The sequence below is a fragment of the Tumebacillus sp. BK434 genome, from assembly GCF_004340785.1.
In the GTDB taxonomy this organism is placed as follows: Bacteria; Bacillota; Bacilli; order Tumebacillales; family Tumebacillaceae; genus Tumebacillus_A.
This window is the reverse complement of the sequence record NZ_SLXS01000006.1, coordinates 135,732-149,036: the sequence shown is the minus strand read 5'-3', so window position 1 is coordinate 149,036 and position 13,305 is coordinate 135,732. Positions and strand designations below refer to the sequence as shown.

The 13,305-nt window shown below is 48.2% G+C and carries 13 protein-coding genes and 1 tRNA gene; 7 read left to right on the top strand and 7 right to left on the bottom strand.

All coding sequences use genetic code 11. From position 1 onward, the window contains the following. Positions 1 to 228: 228 nt before the first annotated feature. Both EV586_RS15855 and EV586_RS15850 read right to left on the bottom strand, forming a co-directional pair. Positions 229 to 1,632: a polysaccharide deacetylase family protein gene (locus EV586_RS15855; protein WP_132946083.1), complete on the bottom strand. Its 1,404-nt coding sequence runs from the start codon at positions 1,630 to 1,632 to the stop codon at positions 229 to 231. Positions 1,633 to 1,809: 177 nt separating this feature from the next. Beyond that, a complete protein-coding gene (locus tag EV586_RS15850; protein ID WP_132946082.1) occupies positions 1,810 to 2,181 on the bottom strand; it encodes a hypothetical protein in 372 nt (123 codons plus the stop codon). A gap of 250 nt (positions 2,182 to 2,431) precedes the next feature. Between EV586_RS15850 and EV586_RS15845 the strand changes: the two genes are divergently transcribed. After that, on the top strand, positions 2,432 to 2,743 hold the full coding sequence (locus EV586_RS15845) for an ArsR/SmtB family transcription factor (protein WP_481937769.1): 312 nt from the start codon (positions 2,432 to 2,434) through the stop codon (positions 2,741 to 2,743). Next, complete coding sequence (locus EV586_RS15840) at positions 2,740 to 3,138, top strand: SRPBCC family protein (RefSeq protein WP_132946080.1); 399 nt, start codon at positions 2,740 to 2,742, stop codon at positions 3,136 to 3,138. The genes EV586_RS15845 and EV586_RS15840 overlap by 4 nt, the downstream gene beginning before the upstream one ends. A gap of 224 nt (positions 3,139 to 3,362) precedes the next feature. On the opposite strand, the gene EV586_RS15835 is transcribed toward EV586_RS15840, so the two are convergent. From EV586_RS15835 to EV586_RS15825, 3 genes are read right to left on the bottom strand one after another with little or no spacing between them, the layout of a single operon-like run. Continuing rightward, positions 3,363 to 4,784 (bottom strand): SPFH domain-containing protein, encoded by a 1,422-nt coding sequence (locus tag EV586_RS15835; protein WP_132946079.1) that lies wholly within the window; start codon positions 4,782 to 4,784, stop codon positions 3,363 to 3,365. A gap of 49 nt (positions 4,785 to 4,833) precedes the next feature. Then, complete coding sequence (locus EV586_RS15830) at positions 4,834 to 5,622, bottom strand: TPM domain-containing protein (protein WP_132946078.1); 789 nt, start codon at positions 5,620 to 5,622, stop codon at positions 4,834 to 4,836. A gap of 13 nt (positions 5,623 to 5,635) precedes the next feature. Next, positions 5,636 to 6,949: a hypothetical protein gene (locus EV586_RS15825; protein ID WP_207893921.1), complete on the bottom strand. Its 1,314-nt coding sequence runs from the start codon at positions 6,947 to 6,949 to the stop codon at positions 5,636 to 5,638. 87 nt (positions 6,950 to 7,036) lie between these two features. Here EV586_RS15825 and EV586_RS15820 point away from each other — a divergent pair, with 87 nt between their 5' ends. From EV586_RS15820 to EV586_RS15805, 5 genes are all read left to right on the top strand, one after another. Beyond that, entirely contained in the window at positions 7,037 to 7,336 is a 300-nt protein-coding gene (locus EV586_RS15820; RefSeq protein ID WP_132946077.1) for a DUF6881 domain-containing protein, read from the top strand. Positions 7,337 to 7,497: 161 nt separating this feature from the next. Next, positions 7,498 to 7,698 carry a coiled-coil domain-containing protein gene (locus EV586_RS21875; RefSeq protein ID WP_481937767.1) on the top strand — a complete coding sequence of 67 codons (201 nt, stop codon included), beginning with the start codon at positions 7,498 to 7,500 and terminating at the stop codon, positions 7,696 to 7,698. Positions 7,699 to 8,421: 723 nt separating this feature from the next. Then, the gene (locus tag EV586_RS15815; RefSeq protein ID WP_132946076.1) at positions 8,422 to 9,981 is read left to right on the top strand and encodes a spore germination protein; all 1,560 of its coding nucleotides are present in this window, start codon (positions 8,422 to 8,424) and stop codon (positions 9,979 to 9,981) included. Next, on the top strand, positions 9,978 to 11,078 hold the full coding sequence (locus EV586_RS15810; RefSeq protein WP_132946075.1) for a GerAB/ArcD/ProY family transporter: 1,101 nt from the start codon (positions 9,978 to 9,980) through the stop codon (positions 11,076 to 11,078). The genes EV586_RS15815 and EV586_RS15810 overlap by 4 nt, the downstream gene beginning before the upstream one ends. Beyond that, on the top strand, positions 11,075 to 12,184 hold the full coding sequence (locus EV586_RS15805; RefSeq protein WP_132946074.1) for a Ger(x)C family spore germination protein: 1,110 nt from the start codon (positions 11,075 to 11,077) through the stop codon (positions 12,182 to 12,184). The genes EV586_RS15810 and EV586_RS15805 overlap by 4 nt, the downstream gene beginning before the upstream one ends. Positions 12,185 to 12,940: 756 nt before the next feature. Here EV586_RS15805 and EV586_RS15800 read toward each other — a convergent pair. Then, positions 12,941 to 13,029: transfer RNA gene (locus EV586_RS15800), tRNA-Ser, on the bottom strand. Then, positions 13,006 to 13,218, bottom strand: coding sequence for a hypothetical protein (locus tag EV586_RS15795; protein ID WP_132946073.1), 213 nt, complete (start codon positions 13,216 to 13,218; stop codon positions 13,006 to 13,008). Before EV586_RS15795 ends, EV586_RS15800 begins: the two co-directional genes overlap by 24 nt. Positions 13,219 to 13,305: the final 87 nt, after the last annotated feature.

The following is a 13,305-nucleotide window of genomic DNA, read 5'->3' as shown; positions in this document are numbered from 1 at the left end:
ACTCGTGCACTCGAAAGGAGGTGCTCCTATGTACGGCACTTTTGGCGGTTACACCCGCTGGGCAGTCGTTTTCCTGATTATCTTCGTTCTGTTCTTCTTGCTCGTTCCGGGCTATGACGGAGGCGCAGGCTACGGCTACTAAGGAAGGAACACAAAACACCCGTTCGATCCTTGTTCGAACGGGTGTTTTCATGTTCTTCCTACCTATTGTGCCGCAGGCCATGCGGGTTACAGCAATTCAGAAACTGGCACGACATCATAACCTTCCGCATCTAAATATTTCAGAATCAGTTCGACAGCTTCTGCACTTGTCTCATGAATATCATGCATGAGGATGATCGACCCGTCTCGTACGTTCTCTTTCACAATGGCTAAGATTTTATCAGGGTTATGCGACTTCCAGTCCAATGTGTCGACCGTCCACAAAACAGCAGGGCTGTTCGTAGCGGTCTGGACTTGTTCGTTTATGGCTCCGTACGGCGGACGGAATACAGTCGCGGGTCTGCCCGTCGTCTTTTTGATAATCGCATTGGTCTTTTCGATTTCCCGAATCCCTTCTTGCAAATTGATCGTCGAAAGGTCTTTATGATTCCACGTGTGATTGCCCAGCTCATGCCCTTTTTCCGCAACTTTCCGGGCGATCTCCGGATAGAAATCCACCCGGTTCCCGAGCATGAAAAAGGTTGCCTTCGCATGATATTGATCCAACAGCTCCAGAATCTTCAACGTGTATTTCGGATGTGGCCCATCATCAAAAGTCAGGGCTGCTCGTTTACCGCCTGGCGTTTTGTGATCATTCGGTTTTCCTTCTTCTTTGACCGGCTCCTGCGGGGGAACTTTACCTTCTTCTTTTGGAGGAGCCACCTTTAGTTTCTCTTTCCACTCATCGGTCAGCATACTCTGCATCTTGTCTATGGGGATCGAGATCTCGGGCATACCTGCTACGCCTGCCGTCACTTCGTATTTATCGAATTTAAAGACGACAGCTTTTTCAGTAAGATACACTTTTGCGAATTGGTGGTCCTTGAGAAGTACCCATTCTTTTAAATCGTCTTCAAACAATACGCTTTCGTAATCGGTAGACCTGAACGCTTCACGTAAGAGCGTGTAGAGTTGTTCTCGATTTTCTTTCGAATCTTTCAGGATGGTAGTCTGTGGAATAAAGGTTTCCTTTTTGAGATCGACCATAAAAACTTTGGCTTTTTGCATGCCGTTTGCGCCAGCCACATAACTTTCTTCAGAAAATACGATGGAATACGTATCTGGAGCTGCTTGGTAGATATTCAGCGTCACGTACAAAGAGGCCGCGTAATTCTTGATGAACTCCCGATTCTCGTCAACCGATTTTAAAAAGCTTTTTTTCGTGTCAGCGATATAGGCTTCGATTTCGGCGTTCAACTTTTTATTTGTAAAGTGTGGATAGTGGATGGCCATGTTATATTTTTCTTTCTCAGAAATATCGGTAACGAGATCAACATCCGGGTATTTCGAATACTCCACCGTCGTTTTCTCCGTTTGATTTACTTTTGCTTCACTCCTCGTTTCCTCCATCATCAAACCCACGCACCCAAAAGCAAAGAGGAGGACACCAAGTACTGCTATCATCATGTACGTTATTTTTTTAGGTTTCATTTACCATATCTCCTGAAATTACTTATCTTTTCTAGCGAATACTCGTTATAGAATCATCAAATAAAGCTAGTATAACACACAAGACGCCGTGCTTGGGTAAGGCCATGCATGAAATGTGAAACTTTGTAAGACACCGCAAAAAAGCCGGCCACCACTCGGGAGACCAGCTATTTTGGACTAAAACACGATCACGACACCATGCAACGCCACAGCGCCAGCACCGATGTTGCTAATGCGAAGCCGGACTGTGCCTGCCGGAAGCAAGAACGGAAGCACGACCGTGCGATTGCCACGTACGGTTACACTGTTTGAAACAGGAACCCCGGTGGTCGCGTTCACGAACTGGTAACGGACAACAGCTTGTGCTGCGCTGAGTGAGCGTTGACTCACAATCACTTCACCGTTGTTGATGATGTTTCGAAGCCGCACAGGGCGCGTCACGACAAAAAATCCGGCACCAATACGATTAAACCGGAACGTGACGATCTGACGTATGCGTTGTGTCGGTCGCGTCGAACGGATGCTTGCTACTCGAAGCCTACCTGCCATTGTTTTTCACCTCCCTGCAATTCCTTTACAGACTATGCGGGGATGCAAAGACTCGTACTAGACTCGTATATTGTGGGAACAAAAAAGGGCAAGCAGTCCGTTTTTGCCGTCCCTTGCGAAGCAAGAAAAGAGTCTGTTGGGCAGACTTGACACGACACTATTTGGTGTCCTATTATGAAAGGGACACTAATTGGTGTCATTTTAGAACGCGAAAGTAAGGGGAAGGGTGATCGTGACCGATACGAATCAAATGGGAGATGTGTATGTTGCCATTGCCGACCCGACACGCCGGGAACTGATCCGTCTCTTGGCAGAAGCGGACGAATTGCCGCTTCACAAATTGACAGCTCAGTTTCAAATGGGCCGTACCGCAGTCTCCAAACATTTGGCCATCCTAAAAGAGGCCGGGCTGGTACAGGACCGGAAAGTCGGCAGAGAAACACGATTTAGGCTTAACGCCGCTCCACTCAGCGAAATTCAAGATTGGGTGGCTTTCTACAGCAAATTCTGGAGAACCAATATGTTGCGTTTGAACCAACTGTTAGAGGAGGAAGAAGAATGAGTGAAACAGTATCCTTGGATTTTCAGTACACAGCTTCGATCGAGAAGGTGTGGTCCGCATTAATCGATCCAAATAAACTTGCCAAATGGGTCATGGAAAATGACTTTCAGCCTGTCGTAGGGCACCGTTTTCAATTTCGCGCACAGCCGGTCGGCGGGTGGGATGGAATTATCAACTGTGAAGTGCTGATCGTGGAGGAACCGAATCGCTTGTCCTACACATGGGTCAGCGCAGGGCAAGAGAACACGATCACTTGGACACTGCAAGATCTCGGGGATGGGAAAGTGAACCTTCATCTCGAACAAACCGGAATCACACATGCACAGGCACGCGAAGGCGCTAAGTTCGGCTGGACGAGAATGGGCGGCGAGCTCGAAAAGGTGTTGGCAGAATAACCGCATTCGATACTTCACTATCTCCCTCATCGCCATATCATGGGGACGAAGTACCCACCAACGTCAAACAGATCACTTTATGGTGCCTGGCGCCCATCAAGTGATCTGTTTTCATATTGCCGCAGATGTGATCGCCAGGTCGCCGGCATGTCACCTGCGGCATAATAAGGTACCACTTCCCCAAACGAAAGCGGTGCCTTTTCTGCAAGGTTCCTTACTTGCCCTTACTTCTTGTCGTTGTCGTCAAAAGCGTCGCCGCACTCGGGGCAGAACTTCGGCGGTTGTGCGGGATTTTCGGGTAACCAGCCGCATTTATCGCATTGATAGCTCAGTGCCCCGGCAGGCTTTTGATTACCGCATTCGGCGCAGAACTTGCCTTTGTTTACCGTGCCGCAAGAACAGCTCCAGCCTTCCGCTTCGGGTCTGCTCTTACCGCATTCGGCACAGAATTTGCCTGTGTTTACCGCACCGCAGGAACAGTTCCAGCCTTCTGCGACAGGTTTGGTTTTTCCGCATTCCGCACAGAATTTACCTGTGTTCGATGCACCGCACACACAGCTCCAGGAGGCTGCCGAAGATCCCGCCTGCTGAACAGGTTGTGCTGCTTGTTGCTGCGCTTGTTGTTGTGCTTGTTGTTGCGCCTGTCCCATCGCGAACAGGTTATTTGCGTTCATGCCACCCGCCTGCTGAGCCATACCCATGCCCATAAAGCCTGCCATCGCACCGCCCTCGTTGGAAGCGGCCGCTTTCATCGCATCGGCTTGCGCGCCGACCAGAGTTGCCGCCGCCATGTTCGGATCACGCATTATCGCACTCTTTTGGAGTTGCTTAATCATGTCTTCGTCTTCTTTGGAAGCGGTGACAGAGTTTACGCCAAAGGATGCGATGACCAAACCTCTTGTCTCCGCCCATTTCTTGGACAGCACTTCATTGAGTGCATCTGCCAGTGCCAATGTATGTCCGGGCAAGGAACTGTAACGGATTCCCATATCGGAAATCTTTGCAAAGGCCGGCTGCAAGGAGGTCAGCAATTCGCTCTTGAGCATGCTGTCAATATTGGAACGGTTGTACTCATCATCGACGTTGCCACACACATTGGTGTAGAACAGCATCGGATCTATGATCTTGTACGAGTATTCGCCGTTGCAACGAATGGAAATGTCGATATCAAGGCCGATGTTTCGGTCTACCACGCGGAACGGAACGGGGTTGGCCGTGCCGTATTTGTTGCCAACGATCTCCTTGGTGTTGAAGAAATAAATTCTTTGGTCTCTGCCAGTATCGCCACCGAATGTGAAACGCTTGCCGATCGTTTGAAAAGTCTGCTTGATGCTCTCTTTAAGAGTACCGGAAAAGATGCTCGGTTCGGTGGATGCGTCCCAAGTGAATTCACCTGGTTCTGCGCAAAACTCAACGACCTTGCCCTGCTCGACGATGATCATGCACTGACCATCATTTACGGCGATAACAGAGCCATTGGTGATGATGTTATCTTCGCCTTTGGTGTTAGAAGAGCGCTTAGAAGTGCGCTTTTGCCCTTTGGCGACAAGGATGTCAGCATCAAGCGAATCACAGTAGAAAAACTCTTTCCATTGATCGGCAAGTACCCCGCCCACAGCTCCCAATCCTGCTTTAATCAGTCCCATTCGAACCACTCCTCAACGTACGTTTCTTTTTTCTATCGTGTCCTCTGGCTTAAAACTTCCCACCGCCGCCGCCGTGTGAATTGCCGCTGCTGCTACTGTGCGTACTGCTTCCTCCACTGCTTGACGAGGACTCAACTTTTTGTCTGGTTGTTGTCGTATACAAGAACAAATCTTTGTCGCTCGTCACCTGAAAACTGCCTTCTTTTACATAGTTCAGCGCATAACGCTGTTTGTTGGCCGTTTTCATCTTCGACTTCATAATCCCTACTACCAAAAATGCGATGGCGGCAGAAATCGCAACGGTGAGCGAGACGCGAATCAAATAGTAGTTTGAAGTTTTGACCGTGTGTTCGATGTCAAAAGGCGTTCCGGTCGCCGCCTCTGCTAAGAACATGTCAACATAGTCGAGGTACTTGTCGAATGCCCGGTAATACTCGCCTTCGCTCAACAAGCCCACCACGTTGTCGCTGATGTAGCGAATTCCGTAGTCGGTAAACGCCTTGATGCCGTATCCTGATGTGGAGGTCCAATAGTCGCGGCTGTCCATCGCAAGCAAGAACAGCAGTCCGTCATGGTTGGGGCCAAAGCCAAAACCGTTTTCATCATAGTAATCGTCAGCGTACTCCATCGCGCTCTTTCCGTTGAGCGAATCGACGGTCACGATGACCACATCGAAGTGATAGGTTGCTGCAATGTCTTGAATTCGCTTTTCAAGCAGTTGTTTCTCGCTTGCACTCAGCAGGTTCTCCTTGTCGTATACATTGGCCGCCTGTGCAGGGAACGAAAAGAGTGAGAGCAGAATCACGAAGAGAAAGAGTGCAGGAAACAGTTTTTTCATGGTTCAACCCTCCTTATAAGAACATTGTCAGCAAGCCAACGGTACTGAGCACAGCGGTAATGCCCGCAACATAACCCCAATACTTGCCTTTGGATACGGGAAGTTCGCCGATAAATTTCCCGGTCTGACCGTTCATGGCAAAGGTATAAGTTTTGCCCCCGAATTTGGTGTTCAGCATCCAAACGGGAAGCAGTGCGTAACGAATTTTGCCCTCGGTCAGATCGATCGCCGTGCTGCGGGGCGTGACGACCGAATAGCCCGAAACGGTTTCTGCAAACGTTTTCTCGGTGCTATCCTTGATGCGCTGATTGGCACGCGGTTTGCTGCTTTCTGCGTCCACATCATATTTGTCCGCCAGATAACCGGAGAGGTACGCGGTTGCAAAATCAACAGCCTCCTCGTAATGATACGGTTCCAACGCTTCCATATAAGCGTCATCCATTTTTTCCGAGCCGTCCACCGGAATACTTTCGAATCCGATCTTGCCTGCCCGGTGAATCAGGAAGTGGCTGGTCTCAGTATAGCGGTAATTCCCTCGCTTCCAAGTTCTCACTTTCTTGGCATCATAGGTAATGTTCGCCTCCGCCTCGCAGTCGAACAGCCAGAACGGAACATAGACGCCTGTGATTTTTTCGATTCTGTTATTCGCGAGGAAGAGACTCGGCAACAAGCGTTTGCCCGAGCAGAATTTTATCAATTCCGCTTTGGCATGTTCTTTTTCGACCTTGAACGGAATCACCAGATCGGGCTTCAACGCACCGGATAGTCTGCCGGCAAGAATCGTTGCGCTATCACAATATGGACAAGTCGTCGCCGCGGTCGTTTCCTCTGCTACGATTTCAGCCCCGCAGGAATTACAAAGGTGGACGCCAAGGTTCTGATCTTGCCACTCATCGCTTTCATAAGTGCCCCAATCCGGTTCTTTCGGAGCTTCTTGCTGCAAGACCTCGTCGTACTTTTTGAGCACTTCGGGATCAAACGTACTATCGCAGTATTCACAAAGCATTTGACCCTTTTGGCTGTCAAATTTCAATGTGGCTGAGCAGTTGGGACATTTGTAACTCAAAATATCCATCTTTTGGTCCTCCCTCTCCTTCTTCCTCTTCATACTCTTACGTAAATACCGCGCAAAAGGATTCACCCAACTACTGAATTGTATGTTTTGTTTTTCCGAAACCGTCAAATCGGTCTGGGCGGATTGGGCTTTTCGTATGCGCTCCAGATGCTCTTGCCAAATCGCTTGTCCATCATTGAGCTCAACAAGATCTCCACGCTGAAACAGGGCAACAATACAATCACGCACGCCAAGTACGACAATTTGGGACACGTCACCGAAATCCGTAATCAGATGAGTGCAGGCTCATTCTGAAAAAAACGAAAGAGTCATACTTGAATAGAGGGGGTGGGATCGAAAGTGGAATATTTGAAGTGCGAGTGGATACATGACGATGCGGATGAACCGATTCTCATTTACTCGGAAATGGACGATGAAAGATATGAAGTCCGTAAGATCGAATTTTATCGAGATGGGCGTTATGGATATGCATACGAAGATGTTGAAGTAGGAGGAGTAGGAGTAGGGCTGGGCGAAGTTCCGGTTCCCACGATTGAGGAAATTGCCGAGGATGAGTTTGGGCATTTTGTTCCAATGTTGATTAGTAAAGATGAATTTGAAGAAGTTTGGAAGGATACTGTCTCGAATAAGAATCCCTGAAAAATTATTGTCAGGCAGACGGAAAAACCGCCCTGCGACCTAAACATAACTTGAGTTCGGTATACAACCGCGCTCCGGTTATTTCGGATGCAGTCATTCTGATAAGTCAAAATCTGCTATACAATAGTTATCAACAGCCATTTCCAAGTCGGAGGTATAGAATGGATGACCGTAATGAAATTGAGTTGCTAAAAGAACAAATAGTATCCTTGGAAGAAAAAATACAAAGTCTCACCACAAAAAGCTCTTCTAGATACAACTTTCCACGATTTGCCGCTGACTTGCTGACCAGTTTTCTGGTTGTCTCTGCCGTGATTTTTTGGATCTCTTTTCTCTTTGTGATCCTTTACAGGATTGTTTAGCCTGTCATTGTTTCACGTCACCGTCCCGCAGCTACGTCTTCAGGTTTCCCCCGTTCAGTCCCCTATTCATCGGGTCTGTCATTGTTACGACTCGATCCAAATCTACGATGACTCATTGAAGTGCACTTTCAGTCCCCTATTCATCGGGTCTGTCATTGTTACTCGAATTCTTCCTCGACTTCGCCAATGGGGATCATATCTTTCAGTCCCCTATTCATCGGGTCTGTCATTGTTACCGACCAAAATCAGCACATCAAAATCCAGCTGCAGCAAGGCATCAAGCCACCTCAACAGCGATCTCAAATCGGCATTTTTTCGAGGATCGACTTTTTGTATCAAAACAGGGAGCATCCTCGAAAATCTCTCTTGTTACGGTTATGATCCCCTCAATCAGTATACCTCATTCCTGACTGGGGTAGAATAGCGGAGTTAGACCCCTCCTCTTTGCGCCTCAACTTAGACACAATATTCCTCACCTTTCTAAATACTTTCGTTCGCACACGAGCGAACTCAGCAAAAAGGAGCCGTGCGGTTTCTCCACCAACTGTGAAAAAACCTCATAAACCCTTTCAACGAACCCGTGTGCCCCCGCACCTCCGATAAATGACCTTCATCCATCCATCCATCCATCCGATCTGCAACTCCCCTCTCATGCATAGATTCCTGCCTCTCAATCAATTCTATACAAAATAAGGAACTGAACGGAGTGGGGGATTGTTTTCCATGTTCTTTTTCTCCAAAATCCTCAATCAAAAACGATATCAACAAAAGGAAGAACAAACAAAATCCAACCGGCAACAAAATCAGTCTGCGAAACAAGACCCGCTCTCCCAGGATCTGTCTCAAAATATCGAGGAAGCCAAACGGTTATTCCCGTTATCTCCTGATTTGGTCATCTACCGCTTTGTTGCAGGTGCTGAGAAAGCGCCTGTTGCTCTGCTTTATTTGGACGGTTTAACCGATAAAAATGCGATCAACAACCACATCTTGAATCCGATGTTGCACAATCCATCCGAAGTGATTCAAGGGATGCCGATCCCGTCGATCAGCGGCGTTCGTACAGTTTCGACATGGGACGATGTGGTAGCTGCAATTCTCACTGGCGAAAGTGTGCTGCTCCTCGAAGGACAACAGCAAGCATGGATTTATGACACGAAAGGTTGGCCACAGCGGGCGATCGAAGACCCTCAACTGGAAAGTTCGCTAAAAGGTGCTCATCAGGGATTTGTGGAAACCGGCATGCAAAATATCGCGCTCCTCCGCCGGTATCTTCCTAACAATGAATTTCGAATCAAGGAACAATTGGTCGGTCAGCGTGGAAGATCGAAAGTCTGGATCTTGTACTTGGAGGATATCGCCAATCCGGACATTCTTGAGGAATTGGAGACGAGAATCTCAAAAGTGGATGTGGATGCGTTGATCAATACTGGGGAATTGGCGCAATACATCGAAGACAGTCCGAATTCGCCGTTCCCTCAGTTTATCATGACTGAGCGTCCCGATTCGGCTGTATCCCAGATGCTGCAAGGGCGTTTCGTTGTGATCGTCGACCGTTCCCCCGGCGTGATCATCGCTCCTGCCACCTTTACGTCCTTTTTTCAAAGTGTGGATGATTACAGCACGCGCTGGCAGATCGCATCGTTTATTCGACTGCTCCGTTTCACCGCTTTTATGATCGCCATGCTGCTGCCAGCTCTCTACATTGCGGTTATCTCCTTTAACTATGAAATCATCCCGCTTCAATTGTTACTGTCGATCGCCGAATCGAGAGCAAGTGTCCCCTTTCCGCCGCTTTTGGAAGCGGTGCTGATGGAGATCACGTTGGAAATGATGCGCGAGGCTGGAATTCGGCTTCCTGCGCCGGTCGGACAGACGATCGGCATCGTCGGCGGCATCGTTGTGGGCCAGGCGGCTGTGCAAGCTGGTATCGTCAGCAACATCATGGTGATCGTCGTAGCCTCGACTGCGATCGCCTCCTTCATTCTTCCCAGCTACGACATGGGGATGGCCGTCAGGTTGTTGCGCTTTCCGATGATGTTGATGGCTTCGCTGTTTGGTTTTATCGGAATGGTGATCGGATTCATGACCTTGATTGCCCATCTGGTCGCTTTGGAATCGCTCGGGACCCCTTACGGAAGCCCGTTGGCTCCTTTTCGTTGGTCGGATATGAAAGATACGTTCGTCCGGCTCCCACTTTGGAAGATGACCGATCGCCCCAAAAGTGCCAGACCGACTCAGGACATACGGATGGACAGTAAGCGACCGAAAGGGGACGAATCATGAACAAATATGCGGTGAATGAGATCTCCTTGATGCAGTACATTTTTCTGATCCAAGGAGCTCAAGTGGGAACCGGGGTTTTATCGCTCCCAAGGGTGCTCGCCGAAAAGAGTGGAACGGATGGGTGGGTGAACGTGCTCATCGCTTGGGGGATCAATTGTTTGGCCGGCTGGGCCATTTTGCTAACGCTTAGAAAGTACCCAGACTTTGCGTTGCCTGACCTGTTCAATTACCTGTTTGGAAAATGGCTTGGAAAGTTGCTTCTCCTTCCAATCATCGCCTATTTCGCCTTTTTTGGCTGGATCATCATGATCAATTCGATGCTCTTCATTAAAGCGTGGTTTTTGCCCAAAACACCTGGATATTTGATTTTGCTTCTTTTTGCGATTCCAGGTTATCTTATCGTTCGGCATGGATTGAACATTCAAGCCCGATATGCAGAGTTCATTTCTTATTTGATGATGTGGATTCCCTTAATTTTTCTAGCGACGCTTGAGCACGGGCATTGGATTCATCTGCTTCCCGTGTTGAAAGAAGGTTGGGAACCCATCCTATCCGGTTTGCCAAGGACGGTGTTCGCTTTTGCTGGAAATGAAGTTCTCTTTTTTATTTACCCGTTCCTGAAAAAAAAACAATTTGCTGTTCACGGAATGTTGATCGCGAACACCATGACGATGTTTTTATATCTGTACGTCACCATCATCTGTTTCGTTTTTTACTCGCCGGACGAGATCACATCTTTGAACCAACCGACGTTGAGCTTGCTCAAGACGATCGAATTTCGTTTTGCGGAACGGGTCGATATGATCTTTCTGGCGATCTATCTGATCGTGGTGTCCAGGGCATGGAACGCTTACATTTTCTGTACCGTTTTTTCCACGGGCTTTCTTTTCAAGAAGCAGGATCACAGCTCGCACGCCTTCGTCTATTTTGTGTTGGCCATCGTGTGTGTTTATTTGGTAAAGCCGACGTGGAACCAGGCGGAGCATTGGTCGACGCTGTTAGGCAATGCTGGGATGGGCATCATGTACGCTTTGCCAGTTCTCCTGCTTGTCTATACCTCGGGATATGAAAAGTACAGGAGGTGGAAGATCGGATGAGGAGGTTGCTGATCCTATTTGCTGCACTCTTATTGTTGATGATGGGATATAAGGACAAAATCGATATCGAAGACATCTCGTTGTCGCTGCTGGTCGGAATTGATCTCGATGAAGAAAACAACTTGGTATTTTCGTCATCCAGTCCGGTATTCAGCAAAGAAGCGAGAGAGAAGGAGGAGGTCTATACGACGCAAGCGATCACGTTGCGAAAATCGAGGGATAAAGACGACAAAACAGTAATGGCCTTAACCACCGGAGGAAAAACACAAATTCTGCTGATCGGAAAACGCGCGATGCAACAAAAGGGCTGGTTTAAAATGCTCGAGCCCTATTTGCGGGATCCCAAAAATACGCTGAATGTGAGGATCGTAATGGTGGACGGGTTTTCCTACGAAGTCCTGCAATATGCGCCAAAGGATAAACCGCGTCTTCCGCTCTATCTTTTTAAGCTGCTCGAAACAGCTGCAAAACGCAATATTACTGTGAGCGCAACGCTCCAAGACCTCCGACGAGCCACTTTTGAAAAGGGGATGACCGCAACCGTGTCCGAAATGCGCAAAGATGGGAAGGTATTCGTGATCGGCTCTGCTCTGCTCGATGAGGAGGGGAAGTACAAGCTTTCGATCGGGGAAGAAGAGAACCGATTGCTTCGTATCTTGCAGCAGCAGACGAAAGGGGAATTTCAATTTACGTATAAAGCTGCCGATCGACCGAAAGGAGAGATTTTCCCTGCAAATGCATACAGTTTTTCTACCGAAGATATAAGTGTGAAGACGAAGACAAATTATGCGGACAACAAGTTCAAATTTGACATTCATGTGAAAATTCGAGTGGTGTTGGCGGAGTTGATGTTTCCGATCGACGTAAGGAATGAGGAAAAAAAGCTGACTCGGGAGATTGAACAGCAGTTTGAAAAAAAGTTCGACAAGTTCATCGATAAAGTTCAACAAGCGAAGATCGATCCGATCGGTCTCGGATTATATGCGCGCGCATTTGAATATGAGCACTGGAAACCTGTACAGAAGCGCTGGGGAGAAGAACTCGCGAAGGCGGATGTGAACGTGAAAGTGAAAGTGGAAATTGCCGCGATGGGGACGAGAAAATAGGAGGAACAGAGGTTTGGAATTCACCCTCAACTACCAGATGACAGATGGTCGAATCTGCAAACGGTTGAGATCAAATGAGGGGTTCGCGCAGGAAACTTTCATACCGTGCAGGAAGGAGCAATCGATGGTTCCGCCAGCTTTCGATTGATGTCGGCGGAACCATCGATTCTTCAAGCATTGTTACACCTCTAGAAAGTCAATTCCCTGAAGCAAAGGTGCCACTTCTGAGTCATCAATGCCAAATATTTTCTCACCATAGTAAATGATTCTGATTGCAATCCACCGTAAGATGGACATCACTAAATTGAGAACACCGATTCGCCAAAGAATAAAGAGAAAAATGCAAACAAGAATCAATTTGAACGGGTTTATGCCGAACCAAAGAGAAATAAGAAGTATCAAAATTCCACCACCAATAAGATAAAGCACAATTCCCCCTCCTCACAATTCTATACATTACCACAATTTTCAAATAAAGCCAACAGCCCCACCAAATAGGCTGCTTTATACACTTTGCTCGGTTCGATCCATTATTCGTATTTGGTGGCCTCATGCTAGCCGTCCTTGATGCGAATGCCGTGCGCTTTCAGATGCACAAAAGTAAGCGAACTGAATCCTCCCCCCTTCTTCGGCATGCCTAGCGAACTCAATCACAGACCAGATCTCACACCTTTACAAACTCAACAACAAAAAAGAGCCCATGCGGTCTCTCCACAAATTGTGGAAAAACCTCATGACCCCTTACTGTTCAACGTTTGGCGGAGAGGACAGGATTCGAACCTGTGTGGGGTTGCCCCCTAACGGATTTCAAGACCGCCCCGTTATGACCACTTCGGTACCTCTCCGCGATGAAAGGGAGGGAGGTCAATTGCAGCAAGGTGCACCAGGATCTCCCCCGCTCCGATTTCCTCATCGGCAACAGCCCCCACATCACGTAGGCCTGCACTGTGTATAGATCCCCCATGTTCATTGCACAGTTCGCGGCACTGCTCGATGTTGCCGCCCTTGACTATCTCGATATTGATATGTTCCATGTCCCACCTCCCCACAAAAAAGAAGAACCCATGCGGGTTCTTCCTACGCCATCGTCACACAACGAATCCCCGGCTCGGGGAGTAGCT